At 68.3% G+C, this 26,024-nt stretch carries 25 protein-coding genes; 15 read left to right on the top strand and 10 right to left on the bottom strand.

The features are described 5' to 3' along the window. Positions 1–147: 147 nt before the first annotated feature. The 6 genes from tpiA to AMK58_RS06465 all read left to right on the top strand — a co-directional run bounded on the left by tpiA (position 148) and on the right by AMK58_RS06465 (position 5,469). Positions 148–903: a triose-phosphate isomerase gene (gene tpiA / locus AMK58_RS06440; protein WP_035673175.1), complete on the top strand. Its 756-nt coding sequence runs from the start codon at positions 148–150 to the stop codon at positions 901–903. A 128-nt stretch (positions 904–1,031) separates the two neighbouring features. Further along, positions 1,032–1,364, top strand: a complete 333-nt coding sequence (secG, locus tag AMK58_RS06445; protein ID WP_059398736.1) for a preprotein translocase subunit SecG — start codon at positions 1,032–1,034, stop codon at positions 1,362–1,364. Positions 1,365–1,524: 160 nt separating this feature from the next. Next, on the top strand, positions 1,525–3,153 hold the full coding sequence (locus AMK58_RS06450) for a CTP synthase (protein WP_035673163.1): 1,629 nt from the start codon (positions 1,525–1,527) through the stop codon (positions 3,151–3,153). A gap of 142 nt (positions 3,154–3,295) precedes the next feature. Further along, entirely contained in the window at positions 3,296–3,994 is a 699-nt protein-coding gene (locus AMK58_RS06455) for a dienelactone hydrolase family protein (RefSeq protein WP_035673166.1), read from the top strand. Positions 3,995–4,097: 103 nt separating this feature from the next. Next, on the top strand, positions 4,098–4,925 hold the full coding sequence (kdsA, locus tag AMK58_RS06460; RefSeq protein ID WP_035673168.1) for a 3-deoxy-8-phosphooctulonate synthase: 828 nt from the start codon (positions 4,098–4,100) through the stop codon (positions 4,923–4,925). A gap of 106 nt (positions 4,926–5,031) precedes the next feature. Next, complete coding sequence (locus AMK58_RS06465; RefSeq protein WP_051140194.1) at positions 5,032–5,469, top strand: ComEA family DNA-binding protein; 438 nt, start codon at positions 5,032–5,034, stop codon at positions 5,467–5,469. A 145-nt stretch (positions 5,470–5,614) separates the two neighbouring features. Here the strand turns inward: AMK58_RS06465 and pqqE are convergent, their stop codons facing one another. The 5 genes from pqqE to pqqA form a co-directional block, all read right to left on the bottom strand. Next, positions 5,615–6,721 carry a pyrroloquinoline quinone biosynthesis protein PqqE gene (pqqE, locus tag AMK58_RS06470; RefSeq protein WP_059398737.1) on the bottom strand — a complete coding sequence of 369 codons (1,107 nt, stop codon included), beginning with the start codon at positions 6,719–6,721 and terminating at the stop codon, positions 5,615–5,617. Further along, positions 6,718–7,005 (bottom strand): pyrroloquinoline quinone biosynthesis peptide chaperone PqqD, encoded by a 288-nt coding sequence (gene pqqD, locus AMK58_RS06475; RefSeq protein ID WP_059398738.1) that lies wholly within the window; start codon positions 7,003–7,005, stop codon positions 6,718–6,720. Before pqqD ends, pqqE begins: the two co-directional genes overlap by 4 nt. After that, positions 7,002–7,778, bottom strand: coding sequence for a pyrroloquinoline-quinone synthase PqqC (gene pqqC, locus AMK58_RS06480; RefSeq protein WP_035673171.1), 777 nt, complete (start codon positions 7,776–7,778; stop codon positions 7,002–7,004). Before pqqC ends, pqqD begins: the two co-directional genes overlap by 4 nt. After that, positions 7,775–8,704, bottom strand: a complete 930-nt coding sequence (gene pqqB, locus AMK58_RS06485) for a pyrroloquinoline quinone biosynthesis protein PqqB (protein WP_059398739.1) — start codon at positions 8,702–8,704, stop codon at positions 7,775–7,777. Before pqqB ends, pqqC begins: the two co-directional genes overlap by 4 nt. 68 nt (positions 8,705–8,772) lie before the next feature. Further along, complete coding sequence (gene pqqA, locus AMK58_RS31920) at positions 8,773–8,853, bottom strand: pyrroloquinoline quinone precursor peptide PqqA (RefSeq protein ID WP_014240199.1); 81 nt, start codon at positions 8,851–8,853, stop codon at positions 8,773–8,775. Between the two features lie 312 nt (positions 8,854–9,165). Between pqqA and eno the strand changes: the two genes are divergently transcribed. The 6 genes from eno to AMK58_RS06520 all read left to right on the top strand — a co-directional run bounded on the left by eno (position 9,166) and on the right by AMK58_RS06520 (position 16,260). Beyond that, positions 9,166–10,443, top strand: a complete 1,278-nt coding sequence (eno, locus tag AMK58_RS06495) for a phosphopyruvate hydratase (protein WP_059398740.1) — start codon at positions 9,166–9,168, stop codon at positions 10,441–10,443. A gap of 223 nt (positions 10,444–10,666) precedes the next feature. Beyond that, on the top strand, positions 10,667–11,572 hold the full coding sequence (gene ybgF, locus AMK58_RS06500) for a tol-pal system protein YbgF (protein WP_059398741.1): 906 nt from the start codon (positions 10,667–10,669) through the stop codon (positions 11,570–11,572). Positions 11,573–11,580: 8 nt separating this feature from the next. Next, complete coding sequence (gene tilS, locus AMK58_RS06505; protein ID WP_236778189.1) at positions 11,581–12,927, top strand: tRNA lysidine(34) synthetase TilS; 1,347 nt, start codon at positions 11,581–11,583, stop codon at positions 12,925–12,927. A gap of 84 nt (positions 12,928–13,011) precedes the next feature. Beyond that, positions 13,012–14,949, top strand: a complete 1,938-nt coding sequence (ftsH, locus tag AMK58_RS06510; protein WP_035673193.1) for an ATP-dependent zinc metalloprotease FtsH — start codon at positions 13,012–13,014, stop codon at positions 14,947–14,949. Between the two features lie 187 nt (positions 14,950–15,136). Further along, positions 15,137–15,928, top strand: a complete 792-nt coding sequence (locus AMK58_RS06515) for a rhomboid family intramembrane serine protease (RefSeq protein ID WP_236778190.1) — start codon at positions 15,137–15,139, stop codon at positions 15,926–15,928. 107 nt (positions 15,929–16,035) lie between these two features. Continuing rightward, positions 16,036–16,260: a DUF2061 domain-containing protein gene (locus AMK58_RS06520; protein WP_035673196.1), complete on the top strand. Its 225-nt coding sequence runs from the start codon at positions 16,036–16,038 to the stop codon at positions 16,258–16,260. Between the two features lie 57 nt (positions 16,261–16,317). On the opposite strand, the gene AMK58_RS06525 is transcribed toward AMK58_RS06520, so the two are convergent. Then, positions 16,318–16,848 carry a peroxiredoxin gene (locus tag AMK58_RS06525; RefSeq protein ID WP_035673199.1) on the bottom strand — a complete coding sequence of 177 codons (531 nt, stop codon included), beginning with the start codon at positions 16,846–16,848 and terminating at the stop codon, positions 16,318–16,320. Between the two features lie 120 nt (positions 16,849–16,968). After that, the gene (gene hutH / locus AMK58_RS06530) at positions 16,969–18,495 is read right to left on the bottom strand and encodes a histidine ammonia-lyase (RefSeq protein WP_059398743.1); all 1,527 of its coding nucleotides are present in this window, start codon (positions 18,493–18,495) and stop codon (positions 16,969–16,971) included. Between the two features lie 258 nt (positions 18,496–18,753). Here hutH and AMK58_RS06535 point away from each other — a divergent pair, with 258 nt between their 5' ends. Next, on the top strand, positions 18,754–20,445 hold the full coding sequence (locus AMK58_RS06535; RefSeq protein WP_035671533.1) for a type I secretion system permease/ATPase: 1,692 nt from the start codon (positions 18,754–18,756) through the stop codon (positions 20,443–20,445). A gap of 55 nt (positions 20,446–20,500) precedes the next feature. Beyond that, the gene (locus tag AMK58_RS06540; RefSeq protein WP_035671530.1) at positions 20,501–21,862 is read left to right on the top strand and encodes an HlyD family type I secretion periplasmic adaptor subunit; all 1,362 of its coding nucleotides are present in this window, start codon (positions 20,501–20,503) and stop codon (positions 21,860–21,862) included. A gap of 105 nt (positions 21,863–21,967) precedes the next feature. Here AMK58_RS06540 and AMK58_RS06545 read toward each other — a convergent pair whose 3' ends face one another. Both AMK58_RS06545 and AMK58_RS06550 read right to left on the bottom strand, forming a co-directional pair. Next, positions 21,968–22,492 carry a response regulator gene (locus AMK58_RS06545; RefSeq protein ID WP_051140098.1) on the bottom strand — a complete coding sequence of 175 codons (525 nt, stop codon included), beginning with the start codon at positions 22,490–22,492 and terminating at the stop codon, positions 21,968–21,970. A gap of 171 nt (positions 22,493–22,663) precedes the next feature. Then, positions 22,664–23,392 (bottom strand): hypothetical protein, encoded by a 729-nt coding sequence (locus AMK58_RS06550; RefSeq protein ID WP_137165087.1) that lies wholly within the window; start codon positions 23,390–23,392, stop codon positions 22,664–22,666. A 210-nt stretch (positions 23,393–23,602) separates the two neighbouring features. On the opposite strand from AMK58_RS06550, the gene AMK58_RS06555 reads away from it, so the two are divergent. After that, a complete protein-coding gene (locus tag AMK58_RS06555; protein WP_035682638.1) occupies positions 23,603–25,015 on the top strand; it encodes a hypothetical protein in 1,413 nt (470 codons plus the stop codon). Between the two features lie 117 nt (positions 25,016–25,132). Here AMK58_RS06555 and AMK58_RS06560 read toward each other — a convergent pair whose 3' ends face one another. Then, a complete protein-coding gene (locus AMK58_RS06560; RefSeq protein WP_035682641.1) occupies positions 25,133–25,912 on the bottom strand; it encodes an alpha/beta fold hydrolase in 780 nt (259 codons plus the stop codon). Between the last annotated feature and the right edge of the window lie 112 nt (positions 25,913–26,024).

The raw sequence follows: 26,024 nt of genomic DNA on the forward strand, positions 1-26,024 counted from the left end.
CATTTCCCCCGCGATTCCCCATCGGAAAGAACCCGTTGGGCGGGTGGAAATGCCCGGCACTCCTTGCTAGACAGGGGGCGCACTTTGAAAACGAACACCCGCGACAACGCCCACATCAACAAACGAGAGCCGGAGGACGAAAACGCCATGGCCGCACGCCGCAAACTGATTGCCGGGAACTGGAAGATGAACGGGCTGAAGGCCGACGGACTCGATCTGGCCTCGGACCTCGCCGGGCGCCTGACGGGGGCCGGGACGGTCGCCTTCGACATGCTGGTGTGCCCGCCCTTCCCGCTGCTGTTCCCGGTGGGCGATGCCATTTCCGGCAGCCCGCTGGCGCTCGGCGCGCAGGACTGCCACGCCAAGACCTCCGGCGCGCACACCGGCGACGTCAGCCCGGCCATGCTGACCGACGCCGGCTGCCGCTACGTCATCCTCGGCCATTCGGAGCGCCGCGCCGACCACGCCGAATCCGACGCCCAGGTCGCCGCCAAGGCCGCCGCCGCCCACAAGGCGGGCCTGATCGCCATCATCTGCGTCGGCGAGACGGAGGCCCAGCGCGACGCCGGGCAGGCGAACAACGTGGTCGCCAGCCAGCTCAAGGGGTCGATTCCGGAGGGCGCCACCGCGGCGAACACCGTCATCGCCTACGAGCCGGTCTGGGCCATCGGCACCGGCAAGACCGCCACGCCCGACGACGTCAAGGCGATGCACGCCCACATCCGGGCGGAGCTGGCCGGCAAGACCGCCGATCCCGACGCGGTGCGGGTCCTCTACGGCGGCTCGGTGAAGCCGGGCAACGCGGCGGAACTTATGGCGGTGGAGAATGTGGACGGCGCGCTGGTCGGCGGCGCCGCGCTGAAGGCGGACGATTTCTGGGCGATCGCCACCAGTTGCCGCTAGCATATCGCGCAGGACCGCGTTAAAAACAGTGGGCGCGCGCCACGGGCCCTTGCCAAGGTCCGTGGCGCGCTGTTGGTTTGGGCGGTCCCTGCGGATCGCTCCGGGAAGGGATCAAGGGAACGGGCTGCATGGAATCGGTGCTTCTGGTCATTCACCTGCTGATCGCCCTGGCGCTGGTCGGGGTCATCCTGATCCAGCGGTCGGAAGGCGGCGGTCTTGGCATCGGCGGCGGCAACATGGGGGGCATGATGTCCACCCGCGGCACCGCCAATCTGCTGACGCGGACCACCGGCATCCTGGCGGGCTGCTTCATGGCGACCAGCCTGGTCCTGGCGGTCCTGGCGGGCGCGCACAGGGCGCCGACCTCGATCATCGACACGATGCCGGCCCAGCCCGTCGCTCCGGCGGCTCCCGCCCAGCCGGCGACGCCGGCGCAGCCCGCTCCGCCGGTCGCCCAGTAACAGCGGCCCGGCAAAACGCGACGCGGCTCCGGCCGGGTCTGACGTGAGGCGGCCTCCCCCGAAGCCGCCTCTTTCTTTTGAGGATCGTCGATCTGGGCAGCGCCCGGGGGACGGTCCGAATTCGGGGAACGGATCAGGCTCTGAAGGTCTTCGGACGGACATGACTCGCTACATCTTCATCACCGGTGGCGTCGTTTCCTCGCTGGGCAAAGGTCTGGCGTCGGCGGCGCTTGGGGCGCTTCTCCAGGCGCGCGGCTACAAGGTGCGGCTTCGCAAGCTGGACCCGTACCTGAACGTGGACCCCGGCACGATGAGCCCGTACCAGCACGGCGAGGTCTATGTGACCGACGACGGCGCTGAGACCGACCTCGACCTCGGCCATTACGAGCGCTTCACCGGCGTGGCCGCGCGCCGTGGCGACAACATCACCACGGGCCGCATCTATTCGAACGTGATCGCCAAGGAGCGCCGCGGCGACTATCTGGGCGCCACCGTGCAGGTGATTCCGCACGTCACCGACCAGATCAAGGACTTCATCGGCGCTGAGACGACCGACGAGGACTTCATCCTCTGCGAGATCGGCGGCACGGTGGGCGACATCGAGTCGACCCCCTTCCTGGAAGCCATCCGCCAGTTCGGCAACGAGGTCGGTCCGGAGAACGCCCTGTTCATCCACCTGACCCTGCTGCCCTACATTCCGACGGCGGGCGAGCTGAAGACCAAGCCGACGCAGCATTCCGTGAAGGAGCTGCTGGGCATGGGCATCCAGGCCAACATCCTGCTCTGCCGCGCCGACCGCCCGATTCCGGAGAACGAGCGCAAGAAGATCGCGCTGTTCTGCAACATCCGGCCGGAGCGCGTCATCGCCGCCCTGGACGTCGATTCGATCTATCAGGTGCCGGTCAGCTACCACGAGGAAGGCTTCGACACCCAGGTGCTGGCCTATTTCGGCCTGCCGACCGAGGGCAAGCCGGACCTGTCGCGCTGGACCAGCATTGTCGAGCGCGTGCGCAAGCCGCAGGGCGAGGTGACCATCGCCGTCGTCGGCAAGTACACCAGCCTGCTCGACAGCTACAAGTCGCTGGCCGAGGCGCTGACCCACGGCGGCATCGCCAACAACGTGAAGGTCAAGCTCGACTGGATCGACTCGGAGATCTTCGAGGACGACAGCGCGGTTCAGCGGCTGGAGAACGTCCACGGCATCCTGGTGCCCGGCGGCTTCGGCTCGCGCGGCACGGAAGGCAAGATCCGCGCCGCCCAGTTCGCCCGTGAGCGCAAGGTGCCGTATTTCGGCATCTGCTTCGGCATGCAGATGGCGGTGATCGAATCGGCCCGCAACATGGCCGGAATCGTCGACGCCGGCTCGACCGAGCTTGGCAAGCCCGGCAACCCGGTGGTCGGCCTGATGACCGAGTGGATGCGCGGCAACAGCCTGGAGAAGCGCACGGAGGGCACCGATCTCGGCGGCACCATGCGTCTCGGCACCTATCCGGCGAAGCTGGTCCCCGGCAGCAAGGTCGCGGAGGTCTACGGGACCACCGACATCACCGAGCGGCACCGCCACCGCTACGAGGTGAACGTCTATTACAAGGACCGTCTGGAGAAGGTCGGCCTGCTGTTCTCCGGCCTGTCGCCGGACGGCGAACTGCCCGAGATCGTCGAGATCCCGGACCATCCCTGGTTTATCGGCGTGCAGTTCCACCCGGAGCTGAAGTCCAAGCCTTTCGACCCGCACCCGCTCTTCACCTCCTTCATCAAGGCGGCGATCGAGCAGAGCCGGCTGGTCTGATGTGACCAATCGGGGGAGGGCATTCCTCCCCCGCGTGTTCCGGTTCCGAGGTTTCGGTGGGTATAGTGGAAGCGGCGGCCGAGCCAACGGCCGCCGCTTTTGCGTTACGGGCCAGGGAAACAACCAAGAGGCTGGAGACACCATGACCGACATCAGCATCCCCGCCGGCGACGGCGGCAGCTTTTCCGCCTATGTGGCCAAGCCGGCGGGCGGCGGGCCGGCGCCGGGACTCGTCGTCATCCAGGAAATCTTCGGGGTCAATCAGGTCATGCGCGACCTGTGCGACGGCTTCGCCGCCCAGGGCTGGCTCGCTGTCTGCCCGGACCTGTTCTGGCGGCAGGAGCCGGGCGTGCAGATCACCGACAAGACCCAGGAGGAATGGAACCGCGCCTTCGCCCTGATGAACGGCATGGACCAGGACAAGGCGGTGGACGACCTCAAGGCCACCCTGGCGTGGTTGCGCCAGAATCCGGATTGCACCGGCAAAGCGGGGTCGGTCGGCTACTGCTTGGGCGGCCGGCTGGCCTTCATGATGGCGGCGCGCTCCGATTCCGACGCCAACGTCAGCTATTACGGCGTCGGTCTGGACGGTCTGGTCGGCGAGGCGGCGAGCATCACCAAGCCGCTGCTGATGCACATCGCCGAGAAGGACCAGTTCGTCCCGGCGGAGGCGCGGGAAAAGGTGCTGGCCGCGGTGAAGGGCAACCCGAACGTCACCGCCCACGTCTATCCGGGTGTGGACCATGCCTTCGCCCGCGCTGGCGGCGCCCATTTCGACGCCGAGGCGGCGGAGCTGGCCAACGGGCGCACGGCAGCCTTCTTCAAGCAGCATCTGGGTTGACGCCATTCCGGTTGACCGGGATCGCCGATATCTGGGAAGGAAGGAGCAGCGCGAGGGGGCCTTCGGCATGCGTCCCCTCGCATTGCTTTTTGGAGAGCACGGGATGACCACCGCCAAGACCGTCCAGATCGGCACCCTGACCATCGCCAACGACCGGCCGTTCACTTTGATCGCCGGACCGTGCCAGATGGAGAGCCGCGACCACGCGCTGGAGACGGCGGCGGCGCTGGTGGAGATGACCGGCGCGCTGGGCATCGGGCTGATCTACAAGTCGTCCTTCGACAAGGCCAACCGCACCTCCATCAGCACGGCGCGCGGCCTCGGCATGGACAAGGCGCTGCCGATCTTCGCCGAGATCAAGGAGCGGTTCGGCTGCCCGGTGATCACCGACGTGCACGAGGCCGACCAGTGCGCCGTCGTGGCCGAGGTGATGGACGTCCTCCAGATTCCCGCCTTCCTGTGCCGCCAGACCGACCTGTTGATCGCCGCGGCGAAGACGGGCCGGGCGGTCAACGTCAAGAAGGGCCAGTTCCTCGCCCCCTGGGACATGAAGAACGTTGCGGCGAAGCTGGTGGCGTCGGGCAACGACAAGGTGCTGCTGTGCGAGCGCGGTGCCAGCTTCGGCTACAACACGCTGGTGTCGGACATGCGCTCCCTGCCGATCATGGCGGAGACCGGCTTCCCGGTGGTCTTCGACGCCACCCATTCCGTTCAGCAGCCGGGCGGGCAGGGCACCACCTCCGGCGGGCAGCGCGAGTTCGTTCCGGTGCTGGCGCGCGCCGCCATCGCCGTGGGCGTCGCCGCCGTTTTCATGGAGACCCATGAGAATCCGGACTGCGCCCCCAGCGACGGTCCGAACATGGTCCCGCTGAAGGAGATGCCGGTCCTGCTGGCGCGGCTCCAGGCCTTCGATCGGCTCGCAAAAGGCTGACGAAAGGACAGGTTCGGGAACGGCGTGCCGGTCCCGGCGTTGCCTTGGCACCGCGGGCGCCGCGCTTATGGTGGAGCGCCCGCGGAATGAGCCATGGAGCAACGCCATGAAGCCGATCCGCCTGTGCGCCATCGCCGCCATCGCCAGTGTTGGCGCGATGATCGCCGTTCCCGCCCTCGCGCAATCGACCGCGCCGTCCGCAACGCCTTCCACCACGCCGATGCCGCAGGCCAAGCCGGCCATGCCGCCGGGCCACAGCGGCACCACCACCGCGCCGCCGATGGGCAGCGGGTCGTCGTCGACGACGGCGAAGGCCAAGGTCATCGACCTCAACACCGCCGGCAAAGAGGAGCTTCAGACCTTGCCGGGAATCGGCGAGGCGCGGTCCGAGGCCATCGTGAAGAACCGCCCCTACCGGTCCAAGGACGAGCTGGTCAGCAAGAAGATCGTGCCGCAGAACGTCTACGACGACATCAAGGGCCGCATCGCCGCGGTCGGCGGTTCGAAAACCAGCGCCTCGGCGGCAACCGCCCCAAAGAAATGAGCCAATCCCCTCTCCCCTCCGGGGAGAGGGTCAGGGTGAGGGGGATGCGCGTGGCAGGACGTTCGGCAAAAGCGCAACCCCCTCACCGGCCCTCCGGGCAACCCTCTCCCCGGAGGGGAGAGGGTTATGGCTTTGGGGGCCGCCCCTACAAGCTGAAGCTTCGGTAGGTGATCGGCGCCTCGGCCGTGCCACCGTCCTCTGCGGCTATCTCGGCGAGCAGACCATGATGCTCCGACAGTTCGCACACCGGGTCGGTGTTGTCGGCGCTTCCGGTCAGCGCCAGCGCTTGGCAGCGGCAGCCGCCCCAGTCGATCTCCTTCTGGTCGCAGCTCCGGCAGGGCTGCGGCATCCAGTCGGTGCCGCGGTAGCGCTGGAATGCGGCGGAGTTGGCCCAGATGTCGGCCAGCGGGCGCTCCGTCACCCGGTCGAACGTCATGCCGGGAATCGTCTCGGCGGCGTGGCAGGGCAGGACCGAGCCGCTGGGCGTCACGTTCAGGAACTTGCGGCCCCAGCCGCCCATGCAGGCCTTGGGGCGCTTGGCGTAATAGTCGGGCACCACGTAATCGACGACCAGCCGGCCTTTCAGCTCCGGCAGGCGGGTGCGCACCCGCTCGTCCATGCGGACCAGCTGCTCGCGGGTCGGCATCAGGGCGGCGCGGTTCTTCAGCGCCCAGCCGTAATACTGGACGTTGGCGATCTCGATGCGGCCGGCCTTCAACTCCAGAGCCATGTCGATGAAATCGTCCACCCGGTCGATGTTGTGGCGCTGCACGATGGCGTTGACGGTCAGCGCCATGCCGGCTTCGGTGACCGCGCGCGCCACCTCCAGCTTCTTCGGCTGGCCGCCGGGGAAGCCGCTGATCAGCTCGGCTTTGGCGGGCTGTGTGTCCTGGAAGCCGATCTGCACATGCTGGAGCCCGGCGTCGTGCAGCCGCTCCAGCCGCGCCCGGTCGAGCAGCACCGCCGAGGTGATGAGGTTGGCGTAGAGCCCCGCCGCGGTGGCGTGGGCGATCAATGTCTCCAAGTCCTTGCGCGCCGTCGGCTCGCCGCCGGAGAAATGCACCTGGATGATGCCGAGGTCCGCGGCCTCGTCGAGCACGCGGCACCAGGCGGCGGTGTCCAGCTCCCGGCTGGCCGGCTCGAGCGCCAGCGGATTGGAGCAGTAGGCGCAGCGCAGCGGGCAGCGGTGCGTCAGTTCCGCCAGCAGGGCCAACGGTGGTTCGAGTCCGGTCGTGGCGCCACAGAAGGTCATCGGGTCAGAAACCCCTTCGCAATCATGTCGCCCAATAGCTCCAACACATCCGCGGCGATCTCGTCCCGCGGCGCGTCGAATTGCGCGGCCAGCGCGGTGATGGCCGTACCCACCGTTGCCGGAGGCTGCGCGGTGACGGCCCGCACCACCTCCAGCGCCACCTCGTCCAGGATCAGCACGCGCTCCGGCCCCAGAAGCTGCCAGTGGCCGCGCACCCGGTCCTGGCGGAGCATGACGCCGGGAGCCAGCCGGACCCGGTCCTCCTCGCGTACGCCGTCCGTCATCGCCGGTAGACCGTCGGTTCCATGTCCTCCGGCACGAAGGCGCCGGGCGGAATCAGGCCGGGCGACACATAGGCGTGGTGCAGCGCGTCCAACTGCGCCCACAGCAGCTCCGCCTTGTGGCGCAGCGCGGCGATCACCTGCTGCTGCTGCTCCGGCGTCCGGGCGTTGTCGAGCACGTAGTCGAGCCCGAACTCGACGTCGCGCGGCGCCTCGTCCAGCCTCTTGCGGAAATAGGACAGGGTGGCGTCGTTGGCGAAGGCGTAATAGGCCTCGAACCCGGCGATGCGCTCGCGGTGGATGGCCGGGGCGAACAGCTCGGTCAGGGACGAGGCGACGGCCTCCAGCGTCGACTTGCTCGACACGAAATTGACGTAGGAATCGACGGCGTAGCGGGTCGCCGGCAGGATGCCCCGCAGGGAGGTGACATAGTCACGGTCCAGCCCCAGCCCGTCGGTCAGACGCAGCCAGCGCTCGATCCCGCCGACCTTGCCCTCCTCGCGCTCCCGGCTTTCGCCGAAGCCGTCATGGTCGAGCACGCGCTGAATCCAGATGCGGCGCAGCGCCGGATCGTCCATCCGCGCCATCAGTGCCAGATCCTTCTTGGGGATGCAGACCTGATAATAGAAGCGGTTCAGCGCCCAGGCCTGGACCTGCCCGCGCTTCAGCTTCCCGCCGTGCAGCAGTTTGTGGAAGGGGTGGAGGTCGTGGTACTGGCGCTCGCCGATGGCGCGCAACTCGCGTTCCAACTCCTCGCGCGACAGCGCTGACGTCATAGCGTGAACTCCATCCCGTCGTGGGCGATTTCCCAACCTTCGGCGGCGGCGGCGGCCCGTTCGGGCGAGTCGTCCAGCAGGGCCGGGTTGGTGTTGTTGATGTGGACAAAGACCTTGCGCCGCACGCCCAGCCCCGCGAAGGCGGCGATGGAGCCGTCCGGGCCGGACATCGCCATGTGGCCCATGCGCTGGCCGGTCTTGCTGCCGGTGCCGGCGCGGATCATCTCGTCGTCGGTCCAGGTGGTGCCGTCGAACAGCACCAGCGGCGCCCCGCGCAGCCGGTCGGCCAGCCAGCCCGGCATGGCCGAGCAGCCGGGGATGTAGAAGAACTCCCCGTCGCCGTTGCGGTCGCGGATGCGTAGAGCCACCGTGTCCTCCGCCACCGAGCCGAAGCCGGCGGCGGACGGGTCCTCCAGATAGAGCGCGACCTTGCCGGGCACGGCGAAGGCTTCGATCTCGAAGGGGAAGGGGTTTCCGGCGGCGTCGGCGGGAACCCAGGGCCGGTCCAGCGCCATGGGGCGGCGCGGCGCCAGCTCCGGGTTGACCACGCGGAAGACGGCGTTCGCGTCCAGCACGCGGTGCACCCGGTCGGTGGCGTAGACGGCCAGCGGCTGGGATTCGCGCAGCGTCAGCAGGCCCGCCACATGGTCGATGTCGGCGTTGGTCAGCACCGCCGCGGCGATGGGGCTGTGGCGCACGGCGGTCTGCGGATGCAGCGCCGGGTTGGCGAGGATCTGCCGGCCGATGTCCGGCGAGGCGTTCAGCAGCAGCCAGCGCCCGTCGCCGCCGCTGACGGCGAGCGACGATTGGGTGCGCGGGCGGGCCGCCGGGTCGCCGGAGCGGGCGCGGCGGCAGCCCGCGCAGTTGCAGTTCCACTGGGGAAAACCGCCGCCCGCGGCGGAGCCAAGGACGAGGATCGTCAGCATGGGGTGCCTTTCCTAGTCAGGCGGCCCGAATCAGGCGGCGGTCGTCACGCATGGGAACCGCCCAGCGCTCAGAGGCGAGCGCAGGCGTAGGCGTTGATTTCGGTGCCGACGGCGATTTCGACGATCTGGGGCTTGCGCCAGGTCTTCATGGATGGGTCCTCCGCGCTTGGATTGGTTTTGGGGTGTGTTCCGCCCGCCGCGGGCGGTCCCCACTAGCGAACGTTAGAACGCTACGGGTGCGGGACAAGATGGTCTATGCGACTTTGGAAGCAGGTGCGCTGCACAACCGGATAGGGGTGCTCCACCGTCCGGGCGTCCTTCCGCGAGCCTTTGCGCCCCAGCGGCCTTGCATCCCCCCGCACGCAGGGCTATCAAGCCCGCGCGCTTCTTTTTCGCCTGGAAAGATCATCCACCTGGAAAGATCATCCAGTGGACGCGCGCAACGCGGAGGAAGGACAAACATGAGCGCCATTACCGAAATCCACGCCCGCGAGATCCTCGACAGCCGTGGGAACCCGACCGTCGAGGTGGACGTCCTGCTCGAATCCGGCGCGTTTGGCCGCGCCGCCGTTCCGTCGGGCGCCTCGACCGGCGCGCACGAGGCGGTGGAGCTGCGCGACGGCGACAAGGGCCGCTACGGCGGCAAGGGCGTGCTGAAGGCCGTGGAATCGGTCAACGGCGAGATCTTCGACGCCATCGCCGGCCTTGACGGCTCCAACCAGCGTGCCCTCGACCTCGCCATGATCGAGCTGGACGGCACCCCCAACAAGGGCCGCCTCGGCGCCAACGCCATCCTCGGCGTCTCGCTCGCCGTCGCCAAGGCCGCGGCGGAAGAGGCCGCGCTGCCGCTGTTCCGCTACGTCGGCGGCGCCTTTGCCAATCTGCTGCCGGTGCCGATGATGAACATCATCAACGGCGGCGCCCACGCCGACAACCCGATCGACATCCAGGAGTTCATGGTCATGCCGGTCGGCGCCGAGAGCGGCGCCGAGGCCATCCGCATGGGCTCGGAGATCTTCCAGGCGCTGAAGAAGAAGCTCAAGGACGCCGGCCACAACACCAACGTCGGCGACGAGGGCGGCTTCGCCCCCAACCTCGCTTCGACCGAGGACGCGCTGGGCTTCGTGATGAAGGCCATCGAGGCCGCCGGCTACAAGCCGGGCGACGACGTCATGCTGGCCATCGACGCCGCCTCGACCGAGTTCTTCAAGAACGGCAAGTACGAGCTGGCCGGCGAGGGCAAGTCGCTGGCGCCGGAGCAGATGGTCTCCTACTGGACCGATCTGGTCGGCCGCTACCCGATCATCTCGATCGAGGACGGCATGGCCGAGGACGACTGGGAGGGCTGGAAGGCGCTGACCGACGCCATCGGCAACAAGGTGCAGCTGGTCGGCGACGACCTGTTCGTGACCAACCCGGCGCGTCTGGCGGACGGCATCAAGAAGGGCGTGGGCAACTCGATCCTGGTCAAGGTCAACCAGATCGGCACGCTGTCGGAGACGCTGGAGGCCGTCGACATGGCGCACAAGGCCGGCTACACGGCGGTCCTCTCGCACCGCTCGGGCGAGACCGAGGACAGCACCATCGCCGACCTGGCGGTCGCCACCAACTGCGGCCAGATCAAGACCGGCTCGCTGTCGCGCTCCGACCGTCTGGCCAAGTACAACCAGCTGATCCGCATCGAGGAGATGCTCGGCACCGCCGCCCGCTTCGCCGGGCGCGGCATCCTCAAGGCGTAAGACGCTCTTAAGGACCTCCTGAGGGAAAAGGCCCCTTTCCGGGACACCGGGAAGGGGCTTTTTTCTGTGGTCTCTTTCGGGGTTGCGCCCGTCGCGCGGGAGATTCCCAAATCACCACCGTGCAAGGCGTACGCGCTTCTGGTAAACAGCCGCCATAGTTTCGCCCGCTTGGGCCGCCACCCTCCCACGACGGCATTCCCCGCCCGGACAGGACCCTCGACGCATGACCAAGACCACTTCTTTCGCCGCCCTGCTGCTTGGCGGCCTGCTGTGCAGCGGTTCCGTCTTCGCGCAGACGGTTTCGATGCAGGACCGTCTGGACCGGCTGGAGTCGGGGGTGGAGGCACTGGGCGGGCGCGTCGAGGTGGCGCAGGCCTATCCGGGCAACGCCTACACGCGGGGGCAGACGGCCGAGATCCAGCCCTCGCTGGCCGCGGATTTCGAGGTGCGGCTGCAGAAGCTGGAGCGCGCCCTATCGGAACTGACCGGGCGCTATGAAGAGGCGACCTATCAGATCTCGCAGATGAAGGACCGGCTGGAGCGGGTCAACAGCGACATCGACTTCCGCCTGAAGGAGCTGGAGAGCAAGGGCGGCGGGGCGGCCAGCGACCCGTTCGGCGGCCCGGCCAAGCCCAGCGCGGCGGCTCCGGCCGCGGCCCCCGGCGGCGCCAAGGCCACCGAGAAGGTGGCGGACAAGCCGGCGGAGAAGCAGACCGCCGCCGTGGCGCCGCTGCCCGCCAACTCGACCCCGGAGAAGCAGTACGAACACGCCTTCGAGCTGCTGCGCCAGTCGGACTATGACAAGGCCGAAAAGGCCTTCAGCGACTTTCTGGCGAAGAACAAGTCCCACCAGCTCGCCGGCAACGCCCAGTACTGGCTGGGCGAGACCTATTATGTCCGCAACAAGTTCCAGGACGCCGCCGTTGCCTTCGCCGAGGGCGTGCAGAAGTACCCGAAGAACAACAAGGCGGCGGACAATCTGCTGAAGCTCGGCATGTCGCTGCAGCAGCTCAACCAGAAGAAGGACGCCTGCACCGCCTTCAACCAGCTGATCACCAAGTTCCCGGAGGCGTCGGCCAGCGTGAAGCGCCGCGCCGACACCGAGCGCCGTCGTCTGAACTGCGCCTGACGGGTGCGGTGAACGTATCCGACCCGGCGGGGCCGATTTCCGCGGATGAGTTCGCCGCCCGCATGGACCGGCTGGGCGGCTTCGAGGCGAAACCGCGCGTGGCTGTCGGTGTGTCCGGTGGGGCGGACAGCCTCGGGCTGGCCTTGCTCGTCCAGCGCTGGGCGGCGGAGCGGGCCGGGGATGTCCTCGCCCTGGTCGTGGACCATGGCCTGCGCGCGGAGTCGGCGGCGGAGGCCGCCCGGGTGGGCGGTTGGCTCCAGGCCCGCGGCATTGCCCACGCCGTTCTGCGCTGGGACGGCGAGAAACCGCCAACCGGCATCCAGGAGGCGGCCCGCGCGGCGCGCCACCGCCTGCTGGCTGAGCGCTGCCGGGAGGAGGGCATCCTCCATCTGGCGCTCGCCCACCACCGCGACGATCAGGCTGAGACGGTGCTGCTGCGCTTCGCCCGCGGTTCCGGCGTCGACGGGCTGGCCGCCATGGCGCCGGTGCGCGCGGGCGGCGCCGTGAGGGTGATCCGGCCGCTGCTGGACCTCCCGCATGGCCGGCTGGTGGTGACCTGCCGCGCCTTCGGCCAGGAGTGGATCGAGGACCCCTCCAACCGCAACCCGCGCTTCGCCCGCGCCCGCCTGCGCGCGGCGGAGGAAGCACTGGCCGCCGAGGGCTTGGACGCGCCGCGTCTGGCCGACCTCGCCCGCCGGGCCGCCCGCGCCCGCAACGCGCTGGAAGCAGGAACCGCCTCCCTGCTGGCCGAGGCCGTGGAAGTCCATCCGGAGGGCTGGCTGCGGCTGGACCCGAAGCCGTTGCTGGAGGCGCCAGAGGAACTTGGCCTGCGCGCGCTGGCCCGCTGCATCGCCGCGACGGGGGGCGCCGCCTACCCGCCGAAGGACGAGGCGGTGGAGCGCCTGTTCGCCGAGATCGCGGGGGAACGCTTCCGGGGACGCACGCTGGGCGGCTGCCGCATCCTGCCGCGGAAGGGGCATTTGGTGATCGCGCGGGAGCCGGTTGGGGTCACCGAACGGCTGAGCCTTACCCCCGGCGGAGAGGTCTGGTGGGATCGCCGATTCGCCGTTCGGCTGGCGGCGGGAGCTGGCGGGGCGGTGAGCGTGGCAACATTGGGGCGGGAAGGGTGGCAAATGGTGCGGTCCGCAGGCCCGGATTCGGGCCGCATCGGCCTGCCTGAACCGGTCCGTGAGACGCTGCCGGCGCTGTGGGACGGAAACGGGCTGGCGGCGGTGCCGCATCTGGGCTTTTCGCGGCCCGGATTCCCCCTTTCGGCGGTCGCTCTGCACGCACCCGGGGTGGTGTTGGCCGGTCCAGCTTTTCAGGTTGTTTCGGACCGTGTCGGCATTATTTAATCTGGGAACGTGCCCGTAAGCCCGGGAGGGGTGGCTCCGCATCGGCCTACCTTTCCGCGCAGGGTTCGCAGAAAGGCTTTCGACGTGAACAATTTCGGCAAGAATCTCGCGCTCTGGATCATCATCGGGCTGCTGCTGGTGGCCCTGTTCAATCTGTTCCAGAGCTCTTCCACGCGCAGCCCGCAGACGACGGTTCCGTTCAGCGAGCTTCTCGCCGAAGTGGACCGCGGCCAAGTGGCCGACGTCACCATCAAAGGTAGCCAGGTGTCCGGCCATTTCACCGATGGCCGGTCCTTCAGCACCTTCGTCCCGCCCGAAGCCGGGCTGGTCGAGCGGCTGACGCAGAAGAACGTGCGCATCAGCGCCGTTCCGGACGACAGCAACGTGCCGTCGCTGTTCTCCGTCCTGCTGTCCTGGTTCCCGATGCTGCTGCTGATCGGCGTCTGGATCTTCTTCATGCGTCAGATGCAGTCGGGCGGCGGCAAGGCCATGGGCTTTGGCAAGTCCCGCGCGCGCCTGCTGACGGAGAAGGTCGGCCGGGTCACCTTCGACGACGTCGCCGGCATCGACGAGGCCAAGCAGGAGCTGGCCGAAATCGTCGAGTTCCTGAAGGACCCGCAGAAGTTCCAGCGTCTGGGCGGCAAGATCCCGAAGGGCGTGCTGCTCGTCGGCCCGCCGGGCACCGGTAAGACCCTGACCGCGCGCGCCGTGGCGGGTGAAGCCAACGTGCCCTTCTTCACCATCTCCGGCTCCGACTTCGTCGAGATGTTCGTGGGTGTCGGCGCCAGCCGCGTCCGCGACATGTTCGAGCAGGGCAAGAAGAACGCCCCCTGCATCATCTTCATCGACGAAATCGACGCCGTGGGCCGTCATCGTGGCGCCGGCCTGGGTGGCGGCAACGACGAACGCGAGCAGACCCTGAACCAGCTGCTGGTCGAGATGGACGGTTTCGAGGCGAACGAGGGCGTCATCCTCATCGCCGCGACCAACCGTCCGGACGTGCTCGACCCCGCGCTGCTGCGACCGGGCCGCTTCGACCGTCAGGTCGTCGTTCCGAACCCCGACGTGCTGGGCCGCGAGAAGATCCTCAAGGTCCACATGCGCAAGGTGCCGCTGTCCCCGGACGTTGACGCCAAGGTCATCGCGCGCGGCACCCCGGGCTTCTCGGGCGCCGACCTCGCCAACCTCGTCAACGAGGCCGCGCTGCTCGCCGCCCGCATCGGCAAGCGCGTCGTCGGCATGGCCGAGTTCGAGGCCGCCAAGGACAAGGTCATGATGGGCGCGGAACGCCGCTCCATGGTCATGACCGAGGATGAGAAGAAGCTGACCGCCTATCACGAGGCCGGTCACGCCATCGTCGCCATCCACCAGCCGGACAGCGATCCGGTGCACAAGGCCACCATCATCCCGCGCGGCCGCGCGCTCGGCATGGTGATGCGCCTGCCGGAAGGCGACCGCATCTCGCTGTCCCAGGCCAAGCTGCACGCCGACCTGCGCGTCGCCATGGGCGGCCGCATCGCGGAAGAGCTGATCTTCGGCAAGGACCGCGTGACCACCGGCGCGTCGGGCGACATCAAGATGGCGACCGACATGTCGCGCCGCATGGTCACTGAATGGGGCATGAGCGACAAGCTGGGCCCGCTGCTCTACGGCGAGCCGACGCAGGAGGTCTTCCTCGGCCACTCCGTCACCCAGCACAAGAACATGTCCGACGCCACGGCCCGCACGGTGGACGAGGAAATCCGGCGGATCGTCGACGAGGCGTACGGCGAGGCCCGCCGCATCCTGACGGAGAACATCGACCAGCTGCACACCATCGCCAAGGGCCTGCTGGAGTACGAGACCCTGAGCGGTGAGGACATCGCCCGCCTGCTGCGCGGCGAGCCACTGATCCGCAACGACGAGCGTGAAGGCTTCTCCCCGGCCCCGCCGAAGCAGCCGACCCCGACCTCGGGCCGTCGCCCGTCGGTGCCGACCACCAAGGAAAGCGGCGGAATGGACCCGGAGCCTCAGGGCACCTGATGGTTTGCACCTGATCCACACCGCAGCTTAAGTCAGCGAAACCGGCGCTCCGCAAGGGGCGCCGGTTTTTCTTTGCCGACCATTTTCCTGGTGCCCTCCAGCTGTACGCGTCTCCCGTACGTCTTGGCGGAACCAAGGGGCGGGACCATCGTACTGAACAGGGTCGCCTCTACCGAAAGCGCCGCCGATGCTGTTCCTGCCCATCTACGACGACAACCCGACGCGGCGGACGCCGGTCGTCACCATGGCGCTGATCGCGCTGTGCGTGATGGTGTTCCTGTGGCAGCTCTCACTGGGCGCGAGGGCCGGGAATCTCGCCGTCTATTCCTTCGGCCTCGTTCCGGCGGTGCTGTTCGGCCACGCCGAGCTGCCGGAGCCGTTGCGGGTCGTTCCGCCCTGGATGTCCATCATCACCTCCATGTTCATGCATGGCGGCTTCCTGCACCTTGCCGGCAACATGCTGTACCTCTGGATCTTCGGCAACAACGTCGAGGACAGCATGGGGCGGGGCCGCTTCGTGGTCTTCTACCTGCTGTGCGGAACGGCGGCGGCACTGGCCCAGAGCTTCGCCGCCCCAACGTCCGAAGTCCCGATGGTGGGGGCGAGCGGGGCCATCGGCGGGGTGCTCGGCGCTTATCTGGTTCTGCACCCACGGGCGAATGTCGGCGTCTTCTTCTGGTTCATCATCATCGTGCGCGTCATCAGCGTTCCGGCGGTGCTGGTGCTGGGCTTCTGGTTCGTCGGGCAGATCCTGAGCGGGGTCACCACCCCGACCTCCGACGACAGCGGCGGGGTGGCCTTCTGGGCGCATGTCGGCGGGTTTCTCATGGGCGCCGCGCTGATCCCGTTCTTCAAGCGGCCTGAGGTGCGGTTGCTGGAGCCGGCGCACAGCCGCCCCTTCGAAGTCGTTCCGCCGGGCACTCGGTTGCGCCGTGGCAGTGTGCCGGAGGCGGGCGATCGCCGCCGTCCCTTTCGATGAATGATAGATATTACCTATTGGTCTGGTTGGATCATTCGATTGGACCTGTCGTCGCCCGACGCGCATGCTGAAGCTGAACAGGAACGGCGGTGTTCGGGAGTTCGGCGATGACCAAGACCTTCAGCTTTGCCTGCATCCACTTCACGGTGGCCTTCACCGTCGGCTATCTGATGACCGGCAGCATCGCGGTGGGCGGCGCGTTGGCGCTGGTGGAACCGCTGTGCAACACGGTGGCCTATCACCTGCACGAGAGGGCCTGGGTGGCCCATGAACGCCGCAAGGCGCAGGCTGCCAAGGCGGAGCCGGCGGAGGGGACCGCCGTTCCGGCCTGAAGGGAGCAGTAAAAACCCTCTCCTGCAGGATGACAGGAGAGGGCCAACGGGAGCGGCTCAGCGCGACCGCAGGTAGGCCAGCACCGCTTCCGGAGCGGATTCGCCGTAGGGGTCGCCACCCTCACCGGCATCGTTGATGCCCGGCTCCTCGAAAAGCTTCTCGATCACGCCGTCGGTCACCACCATGGCGTAGCGCCAGCTGCGCATGCCGAAGCCGACATGGTCCTTGTTGATGAGCATGCCCATGCGGCGGGTGAAGTGGCCCGAGCCGTCCGGGATCAGCTTGACGTTCTTCACGCCCAGATGCTTGCCCCACTGGAACATCACGAAGGCGTCGTTGACGCTGAGACAATAGACCTCGTCGACGCCCAGATCGCGGAACTCCGGATAGAGCGCGTCATAGGTCGGCACCTGCTGGTTGGAGCAGGTCGGGGTGAAGGCGCCGGGCAGGGAAAAGACGACGACGCGCTTGCCGGCGAACAGATCGTCGCTGCTGACGTCCTGCCAGCGGAACGGGTTGGGGCCGCCGACGCTTTCGTCGCGCACGCGGGTCTTGAACACGACCGAGGGGACTTTGCGTCCTTCCATGATGGTCTCCGGATCGAAGTGAAGCGGTTGACGCGGGATGATCCGAACCTTAGCCCTTCAACGGATTGACGAAAACCGGCCGGAGCCGCCTGCGCGGTCTTGTCTCAGCCGGTCGTCGGATCAGGGCAGGAGGCTCTCCGCGAAGGGGCGGAAGGCACCTTCGGTCACCAACCGCTTCGCCGCCGCGATGTCCGGGGCCATCGCCCGATCCTCCGTCCACACCGCCACCCGGGCGCGCAGCAGTCCCCGCGCGCGCTCCAGCGCGGGGGAGGAGGCCAGCGGCGCCCGCAGGTCGATGCCCTGGGCGGCCGCCAGCAGCTCCACCGCGACGATCCCCGCCAGATTGTCGGCCATGTCCGTCAGGCGGCGGGCGGCGTGGGTCGCCATGCTCACATGATCCTCCTGGTTGGCGGAGGTGGGCAGGCTGTCCACGCTGGCCGGGTGGGCCATCTGCTTGTTCTCGCTGGCCAGCGCCGCCGCGGTGACCTGGGCGATCATGAAGCCGCTGTTCAGACCGCCGTCGGCCACCAGGAAGGGCGGCAGACCCGACAGGTGGGTGTCCATCAGCAGCGCGATCCGCCGTTCCGACAGCGCTCCCGTCTCCGCGATGGACAGGGCCAGCACGTCGGCGGCCATCGCCACCGGCTCGGCGTGGAAGTTGCCGCCCGACAGGATGTCGCCGCTGTCCGGGAAGACCAGCGGGTTGTCGGACACCGCGTTGGCCTCGCGTTCCAGAACGCCGGCGGCGAAGCGCAGATGGTCGAGCACCGCGCCCATCACCTGCGGCTGGCAGCGCAGGCTGTAGGGGTCCTGCACCGTCTCGTGCCCCTCGCGGTGGGAGTCGCGGATGCCGCTGCCCTGGAGGAGGATGCGGTAGACGGCGGCGACGTCGCGCTGGCCGGGCTGGCCGCGCAGGTCGTGGATGCGCGCGTCGAACGGGCCGTCGCTGCCCAGCGCGGCATCGACGCTGAGCGCGCCGGCGACCAGAGCGGCCGCGAAGCCGTCTTCGGCCGCGACCAGCCCGGCCAGACCGAGCGCGGTGGACACCTGCGTGCCGTTCAGCAGGGCCAGGCCTTCCTTGGCCTCCAGCGCCAGCGGCGCCAGCCCGGCGCGGGCCAGCGCCTCGGCGGCGGGCAACCGCTCGCCGTCCACGTCGGCCTCGCCCTCGCCGATCAGCACGCCGGTCAGGTGGGCCAGCGGCGCCAGATCGCCGGAGGCTCCCACCGAGCCCTTGGCCGGCACCACCGGCAGGACGCCGCGGTTGTAGAGCGCCAGCAGCGCCTCGATCACCACCATGCGCACGCCGGAATGGCCGCGCGCCAGCGCGTTGACCTTCAGCGCCAGGATCAGCCGCACCACGCCCGGCGGCAGGTCCGGCCCGGTGCCGGCGCTGTGCGACAGGACCAGCCGCCGTTGCAACTCGCGCACCTGATCCGGGGGGATGCGCTTCTTCGCCAGCAGGCCGAAGCCGGTGTTGACGCCGTAGACCGCGCGCTCCCCACCCGCCGCATCCGCCACCGTGCGGGCCGAGGCGTCGATGGCGGCGCGGCAGCCGGGCGCCAGGGCCAGGACGGGCGGGTCGCGCAGGATGCGGCGCAGGTCGGGCAGGGCGAGATGGCCGGGGGCGATGGTCAGCGTGTCGGTCATGCGGCGTTCCTTCAAGCGGGCCGGCGTGAAACGGGGCGAACAGAGCAGTCCTTCACATGAGGCGCCGTTGTCGTTTGCGCAAAGGGGGTGGTTTTCAGTGGCATTCCTGTGATGTCCCTCAATCTTCAGATTTCATTTACCAAAAACGCGCCAACTGACCTCGCCTGCATCCAGTGGGCACTGCCGCAAACGGTGACAATTGGAGGGCTGTAAATGCCTCGCCTGTTTTCTCGCGGGTCTGAAAAGACCAATAAAGATATGGCTCACGGGGGACGTTACTTCACCCGGGTACTCGTTGGTGCATTTGTCTTCAGCGCCACCATCAATCTCCTGATGTTGGCGATGCCACTTTATTCCCTTCAGGTCTTTAGCCGGGCCATTCCGTCCGGCAACATCGATACGCTGGTCATGCTGACCGTCATCGTCGTCATGGCCCTGACGCTCAGCGCCGCCATGGAAACGGTGCGGGCGCGCATCCTGGCCCGCGCGGGCAACGCGCTGGAGGTCACCTGGCGCCGCCGGCTGACCGCCGACGTGCTGGACGCCTCGGGCCGCGGCCGTCCGGACACCGCCCCGGTCAGCGACCTCATGGAGGTCAAGGGCGCGATGAGCCGCCCGTCGCTGCCGGCCCTGATGGACCTGCCCTGGGTGCCCCTGTACGTCATCGGCATCTACCTGATCCACCCGCTGCTCGCCGTGATCCTGGTCGCCGCGATGGTCATCATGACGGCGCTGGGCTATCTGAGCAACTGGGCGGTCCGCCACTTCGCCGAGGACAGCAAGGCCCCGGCCAGCCGTTCGCAGCGCCTGTTCGACTCCCTGCTGTCGCGGTCGGAGACGGTGCGGGGCCTGCGCATGGGGCCGAGCGCCCTGGACACCGTGGCCCGCGACGCCATGACCACCTCTGCCCTGCAGGGCCGCTCGACCGAGCGCGCCGCCGCCATCGGCGCCTTCACCAAGTGGGTCCGTATGGTCATCCAGATCGCGGTGACCGGTGTCGGCGCCCTGCTGGTGATCGAGCAGCACCTGTCCTTCGGCGGCATGATCGCCACCTCCATGCTGGTCGGCCGCGCCCTCGCCCCGGTGGAGCAGAGCGCTGGCGCCTGGGCGCAGATCCAGAAGTCCTATCAGGCCTTCCGCCGCCTGTTCCCGCTGCTGAAGCGCCTGTCCCTGGAGCCGGAGCGTCCGATCATCCCGGTGGAGCGCGAGCGCCTGACCGTCGAGAACCTGCTGTTCGTCTCCCCCCGCGATCAGAAGCCGATCCTGCGCAGCGTCACGCTGGCGGTGGAGCCGGGCCAGACGGTGTGCATCGCCGGTCCCAACCGCTCCGGCAAGTCGGTGCTGGCCCGTCTGCTGGCCGGCGTGGCGATGCCGTCGGCGGGCACCGTGCGGCTGGGCGGTCTGGCCGTCGCCTCGCTGAACCCGGAAACCCCGGAGCAGGGCATCGGCTACATGGCCCAGGGCGCCGACCTGCTGCCCGGCACCATCGCCGAGAACATCGCCCGCTTCACCGAGACGACGCGGGAGAAGGTCGAGGACGCCGCCAAGCGCGCCGGCATCCACGCCTGGGTCGAGAGCCTGCCCGGCGGCTATGAGACCGAGGTGACCGACCCGCTGTTCCCGATCACCGGCGCCTCGGCCCGCCTGATCGCCCTGGCCCGCGCCGGCTACGGCCGTCCGTCGCTGATGGTTCTCGACGAGCCCTCGGCCGGCATGGACGAGATCGGCCACAAGGCGGTGCGCGAGTTCATCGTCGAGGCCAAGACCAGCGGCGTCACCACCATCGTGCTGACCCATTCCCCGGCCTTCGTCGACATTTCCGACAAGACCTTCGTTCTGAAGAACGGCATGGCGGTCGAGCTGCCGCAACGCCAGCAGGAGCAGCAGGGGCCGAACTGGAGCCGCCTGCGCAACATCGGCCCGGCGCCGGTGCAGAGCGCCGCCGGCTGACGCCGGAACCTCCAGACCAGCACCCAGCATTTCCGGCGATCAAGGACCGATTGTTATGACCGACACCACCATGAACACCTACAAGACGAAGACCATGACGTCGATCGGCGCGCTGCGCGCGCTGGTTCCCGACACCCGGGTCAGCGGGCTTCTGGCCGGCGGCTTCATGGTGCTGGCGGTGGGCTTCGGCGGGATGACCGCCTGGGCCGCGCTCGCCCCGCTTCACAGCGCCGTCATGGCCTCCGGCGCGCTCGCCCCGGAGACCGGCCGCAAGATCGTGAAGCACACCGAGACCGCCCAGATCGAGGAGATCCTCGTCAAGGAAGGCGACACGGTGAAGGCCGGTCAGGTCCTGATGCGGCTGGACAGCACGGAGGCGGCGACCCGGCTCCAGGTGCTGAGCACCTCCTGGCTGGAAACCCAGGCGCTGGAGGCGCGGCTGACCGCCGAGCTGTTCGAGCAGCCGGCCATCGAGTGGCCGGAGGAGCTGATCCGTCGCCGCGGCAGCGACCGCACGGTGGAAAAGCTGATGGGCAACCAGGAAACCCTGTTCCAGGTCCGCCGCAACCAGCTCGACACCGAGGCCAAGCTGACCAAGGAGCGCGTCGCCACGCTGCGCGAGGAAGGCAAGAGCCTTCAGGAGCAGCGCAAGTTCCTGGCCCGTGAGATCCAGCTCATCGAGGACGATCTGCGCATCACCCAGGGTCTGCTGTCGCGCGGCAACGCCACCCGCACCAAGCTGGTCGAGCAGCAGAAGGAAGAGGCGCAGCTCAAGGGCCGCGACCGCGAGCTTGAGGCCCGCATCGCCCAGGCCAACCAGGCTGCCGTGGACGCCGAGGGCGACCTTCTGCGCCGCCGCAACGACTTCCGCGAAAAGGTGCTGGTCGACCTGGAGAAGTCCCGCGGCGACGTCATCCGTCTCGCCGAGCAGATCCGCGACGCCGCCAACCGGCTGGAAACCCGCGCGATCAAGGCTCCGGACGCCGGGACTGTCGTGATGCACAGCCATTGGGCCGCCGGCGGCACGATCACCGCCAACGAGCCGATCCTGGACATCATCCCGGACGACCGCGCCCTGCTGGCCGAGGTGAAGGTCCAGCCGAAGGACATCAAGTCGCTGACCGTCGATCTGCCGGTGAAGGTGCAGTTGACCGCCTATGACAGCCGCGTCGTCGGCTCGCTGGACGGCACGGTGACCTACGTCTCGGCCGACCGCGTGATGGACCCGATCACCCGGCAGGAATCCTACATCGCGCGGATCAAGCTGAAGGACAGCGACTCCCATCAGGTCCACAACCTGACCATCAAGCCGGGCATGCCGGTGGAGGCGCGCATCCTGCTGTCTGCCCGCACCCCGCTCGACTATCTGGTGCAGCCGCTGTCGCACTCCTACGTGAAGGCGTTCATTCAGGAGTAAGGGGCCAAGCGTAAGGGGCGTCACGCTCCGCGATGGTTCGGAAAAGGAAAGGGCGGCTTCCCACAGGGGAGGCCGCCCTTCCTTGTTTGGTGAAGCGGGATGGTATCAGCCGCGCGGGCCGTGCAGGCGCCGTGCCGCGAGGTCCAGCGCCAGCTTCAGCTGGGCGAGCGAATAGGGTTTGTTGACCACGCCCAGCGGGTAGGTCTCGGTGATGCGGGCCATGATCGCGTGGTTGGCGTAGCCGGACAGGAAGATCGAGCGGATGCCGTAATTGGCGCGCAGGCGCCGCGCCGCCTCGATCCCGTCGCCGCCGGCCAGCCGCACATCCATCAGCGCCACGTCGGGACGCTCGCGGCCGGCGATGGCCACCGCCTCCTCTTCGGTGCGGGCGGTGCCGCAGACGATATGGCCGAGGTCCATGGCGGCCATCCCCACCGCCTCGGCGGCCAGGGACTCGTCCTCCACGATCAGCAACCGCAGCGGACGGATCGCCGCCGGGGCATCACGCCGGGTTGAGTCGTTCCGGTCAGCCTGGACGGCCGGACCGCAGCGGTGCCGCCATTCCAGGCGGGACGACGGTCGTGCCCCGGACGCCGGTCGTGCCAGCGTGTCCACATCATCCCGTGCCATGACCACCCCCATGCGTCGCCGCAGGTGTTATTGGTAAGGATTCATTTACCAAATAAAGTGGTAGCCACACCCCTTTCGGAGTTCAAGGAAAATCGGTGTGACGCGGGTGCGTTCGGACGAGGTGCGACCTTCCCGCAACAATGTGGCTCAATAAAATCAGGGGTGCGCAGGTCAGCGCTTGGGGCGGCTCAGCCAGTCCACATTCCCGCTGCGGGGAGCGGCGCCATCGACCCCCGAACCGCCTTTGCGTCCGGACAAGGGCGAAAGCCACGAGGGAGCCGGAGCCGCATCGGGGACGGAGTCCGGCGCCGCCGGGCGCGGCGCCGCCGGGGCGGGTGCGCGCGGGACGAAGGGCGACAGAACGGGCGCCGGTGACGGAGGCGTTGAGGGCGCGGGCGGATCGTCGCGCGGCGGCTCGGCAAAGAAAGGGGCCGGCTCGTCGGATGGGGGCGGCGCGTAGGTCTGCGGGGCCGTCTGCGGTGCGGGGGGCGGCACCGCCGGAGCTGCGGCGGATGGCTGGGCGGACGTCTGGGCGCGGGGTTCGGCGACGGCCCGCGTGGGGCGGTCGTCATCGTCCACCGGGCCGGTCTGGGTGTTGATGCGCCGGGCTTCGTCGCGGATGGACAGCAGAGTGGACACCGCGAACTGGAGCAGCGGCGCCATCGTCTCGGAGTTCGCCAACTCCTCCGCCGTCAGGGCGGAGAAGCGCTGGCGCACCTGCTCCACCGCGTCCTCGATGCTGTCGCGCAGGGCGCTGGTGTCCTGGAGGACGCGCTCCAGATCCTCCCGAAGGGCCGAAATCTCGCAGGCTTGGCGCAACTCGTGGAAGCCGATGGGAGTCCCCGGCGTCCGCCCGGAGTCGGCGGTCCGCTGATCCTGCGATCGGAAATCATAGGGCATCTTCGCCAAACGCCGGGCCCTATCCTGCAATCCTGATGGAGACCAAGGAAGGTTGCCGTGTCACAGGTTTAATGCGGTTGAACATGGTTGGAAACCGTTTGCGCACCCCAATCGCTTGTACTATTTTTTCCGCACCGGGGGGAACGGAATCCTGCGGTATCACAAATCCTACCCACCCCTCCCCAGAACCACGCATGCCGGGTACTCACGGTGTCGATTGATCGCGCGGAACTGGAACGGCTTCTTGCCGATCGTCCGACTGGAAACCGCTCGGCCATGCAGGCCGTCCGCGAAAGCTACGCCGACATCGGCCTGATGCGCGAGCGCGGCCTGTCCTGGGCCGAGATTTCCGACGTGCTGGCGAAGCTGGGCGTCACCGCCCGCGACAACCAGCCGATCTCGCCCGTTACCCTGCGCTCCGCCTTCTTCCTCGTGGGGAACGAAGGGCGCGACGGCGGCGCGGACGGGGAGGAGGAGCGTGAGACGACCCCGCGCGAGACTCTGGACGCGGTGCACCGCGCCGCTCTTGCCGCCGGACAGCCTGATGCCGTCGAGCCGGACGACACCGAGGATGCGGCCGCTGATCCGGAAGCGGAACTCGTCCCCGCTTTGGAGCCTGAACCGGATGCCGATCCGGAACCGGCTCCCGAAGAAGTTTCGCCGGACCCCGCTCCCGCTCCGGCGCTGCCGGTGACGCCCCTCGCGGAGCCCGCCAAATCTCTGGACGAGCCGGCTCCAATTCCCCAGGAACCGATCCTTCGCGTTTCAACACCTCAAGATTCGACAACGAACACACCCTGGAAAGGCGATCGCATGCTGGGCACCATCTTCGTTCTCAACGACCGCGGTGGCGTCGGCAAGACGCTGCTGTCTCACCACCTGATGGCGACCGCCATGCTCGAAGGCCTTCAGCTCAAGGTCGTCGAATATGAGGTGAACGAGCGCCTGAACCGCCTGTTCGGTCCGGAGGTGGTGGAGCACCGCCGCATCACCCAGGACTTCATGAACATGATGGGTTCGGGCGATGGCTTCTACGAGTTCTGGGACCAGATCGGTCCGGAGCTGCAGCGCGGCGGCCGCCTCTACGACTTCGGCGGCAACATCTCCCAGTGGTTCTTCAACTGGGCCGAGGTGTCGGGCTTCGACTACTATGTCGGCGAGGGCGAGCGGCTGACCTTCATGGTGCCGGTCACCGTCGATCTGGCCTCGCTGTCCACCGGCATGAACACGCTGGAGCGCATCGCCACCATCGCTCCGAAGGCCAAGCGCGTCCTGGTCGAGAACGGCTTTTCCGGTCCCTTCTCGCAGCTCGACGACAGCCAGTACGCCCGCCGCAAGGCGGAGATGGTGGAGCGCGAGGGCGTGGAGGTCATCTCCATGGCCCCCTGCACGGCCCCGGCCTGGGCGCGCCTGACCGGCCACCGCATCGACGAGGTGGCGCAGATGACCCGCGAGGATCTTGTGAAGCTGGGCATGACCCCGCCGGTCGCCTCGCGCTCGCTGATCATCATCCACGAGTGGCTGCGCACGATGCGGCAGGCGCTGTCGCCCTACTTGCGCGACGCCTTCAACCAGTCCTCCGGGCCGGCCGCCAAGACCGGCGCCCGTCAGGGCGCGCTCTGAGAAAATCGCCGTCAGGGCGCACTCTGAGCGGACCGCGCATCGCCAGCATGCGGAAACGGGGGCCTTCGCGGCCCCCGTTTCTTTTTGCCCCCCGTTTCTTTTTGCCTAACGAAGACGTTACGCGAAGGCTTCGACCAGCGCGGCGAACTCCTGCGGGCGTTCGGCGTGCAGCCAGTGGCCGGCGCCCTCGATCATCTCGATCGCGGCCTTGGGGAAGTGGCGGCGAATGGCGGCGTGGTTCTCCGGCACGATGTAGTCGGACCGGGTTCCGCCGATGAACAGGGTGGGGCCGTCGTACCGGGCGTCGCCGAGATCCGGGAAGCCGATCAGGTCGCTCATGCGGGCGCCGATGGCGTCGAGGTTGATCCGCCAGTGAAACGACCCTTGCTCCAGAACGAGATTCTGCAGCAGGAAGGAACGCAGGGGGGCTTCCGGCACCGCGTCCACAAGCTGCGCCTCGACCTCGGAGCGGCGGGTGCAGCCGTCCAGCTTGGCCTGCTTCATCGCCGCCACGAAGGGGGCGTGGGTGTGGGTATAGGCGACCGGCGCGATGTCGGCCACGGCGAGACGCTCCACCCGGTCGGGATGGGTCAGCGCCAGCGTCATCGCCACCTTGCCGCCCATGGAGTGGCCGACCACCGACGCCCGTGCGAAGCCGCGGTCGTCGAGGAAGCGCAGCACGTCCGCGGCCATCGCCGGGTAGGTCATCTCGTCCGACCAGGGGGCGCCGCCGTGGTTGCGCAGGTCCAGCGCGTAGACCCGGTGCCGCTCCGCGAAGCGTTTCGCCAGGGTCTGCCAGTTGCGCGCCGACCCGAACAGGCCGTGCAGGACCAGCAGGGGGGTGCCGCCGTTCGCTTCGCCGGCTTCCAGATAGGTGAGGGGAAGACCCTGGGCCATGGACGTTCCGCTTGTCTGAAGGTGGGTGGAGAGGACAATGGGTGGGCGGCGATCCTAGCAGACCGTTTCCGCCCGCCGCCTTCAAATTCCACACGGTCTGGCATGCCGAAAG

The organism is Azospirillum brasilense (genome assembly GCF_001315015.1).
GTDB classification, from domain to species: domain Bacteria; phylum Pseudomonadota; class Alphaproteobacteria; order Azospirillales; family Azospirillaceae; genus Azospirillum; species Azospirillum brasilense.

Bases quoted from the DNA above. Each gene is read 5' to 3' on its own strand.
- tpiA (WP_035673175.1), top strand. From the start codon at position 148: ATGGCCGCACGCCGCAAACTGATTGCCGGGAACTGGAAGATGAACGGG.
- secG (WP_059398736.1), top strand. From the start codon at position 1,032: ATGGAATCGGTGCTTCTGGTCATTCACCTGCTGATCGCCCTGGCGCTG.
- AMK58_RS06450 (WP_035673163.1), top strand. From the start codon at position 1,525: ATGACTCGCTACATCTTCATCACCGGTGGCGTCGTTTCCTCGCTGGGC.
- AMK58_RS06455 (WP_035673166.1), top strand. From the start codon at position 3,296: ATGACCGACATCAGCATCCCCGCCGGCGACGGCGGCAGCTTTTCCGCC.
- kdsA (WP_035673168.1), top strand. From the start codon at position 4,098: ATGACCACCGCCAAGACCGTCCAGATCGGCACCCTGACCATCGCCAAC.
- AMK58_RS06465 (WP_051140194.1), top strand. From the start codon at position 5,032: ATGAAGCCGATCCGCCTGTGCGCCATCGCCGCCATCGCCAGTGTTGGC.
- pqqE (WP_059398737.1), bottom strand. From the start codon at position 6,721: ATGACCTTCTGTGGCGCCACGACCGGACTCGAACCACCGTTGGCCCTG.
- pqqD (WP_059398738.1), bottom strand. From the start codon at position 7,005: ATGACGGACGGCGTACGCGAGGAGGACCGGGTCCGGCTGGCTCCCGGC.
- pqqC (WP_035673171.1), bottom strand. From the start codon at position 7,778: ATGACGTCAGCGCTGTCGCGCGAGGAGTTGGAACGCGAGTTGCGCGCC.
- pqqB (WP_059398739.1), bottom strand. From the start codon at position 8,704: ATGCTGACGATCCTCGTCCTTGGCTCCGCCGCGGGCGGCGGTTTTCCC.
- pqqA (WP_014240199.1), bottom strand. From the start codon at position 8,853: ATGAAGACCTGGCGCAAGCCCCAGATCGTCGAAATCGCCGTCGGCACC.
- eno (WP_059398740.1), top strand. From the start codon at position 9,166: ATGAGCGCCATTACCGAAATCCACGCCCGCGAGATCCTCGACAGCCGT.
- ybgF (WP_059398741.1), top strand. From the start codon at position 10,667: ATGACCAAGACCACTTCTTTCGCCGCCCTGCTGCTTGGCGGCCTGCTG.
- AMK58_RS06515 (WP_236778190.1), top strand. From the start codon at position 15,137: ATGCTGTTCCTGCCCATCTACGACGACAACCCGACGCGGCGGACGCCG.
- AMK58_RS06520 (WP_035673196.1), top strand. From the start codon at position 16,036: ATGACCAAGACCTTCAGCTTTGCCTGCATCCACTTCACGGTGGCCTTC.
- AMK58_RS06525 (WP_035673199.1), bottom strand. From the start codon at position 16,848: ATGGAAGGACGCAAAGTCCCCTCGGTCGTGTTCAAGACCCGCGTGCGC.
- hutH (WP_059398743.1), bottom strand. From the start codon at position 18,495: ATGACCGACACGCTGACCATCGCCCCCGGCCATCTCGCCCTGCCCGAC.
- AMK58_RS06535 (WP_035671533.1), top strand. From the start codon at position 18,754: ATGGCTCACGGGGGACGTTACTTCACCCGGGTACTCGTTGGTGCATTT.
- AMK58_RS06540 (WP_035671530.1), top strand. From the start codon at position 20,501: ATGACCGACACCACCATGAACACCTACAAGACGAAGACCATGACGTCG.
- AMK58_RS06545 (WP_051140098.1), bottom strand. From the start codon at position 22,492: ATGGCACGGGATGATGTGGACACGCTGGCACGACCGGCGTCCGGGGCA.
- AMK58_RS06550 (WP_137165087.1), bottom strand. From the start codon at position 23,392: ATGCCCTATGATTTCCGATCGCAGGATCAGCGGACCGCCGACTCCGGG.
- AMK58_RS06560 (WP_035682641.1), bottom strand. From the start codon at position 25,912: ATGGCCCAGGGTCTTCCCCTCACCTATCTGGAAGCCGGCGAAGCGAAC.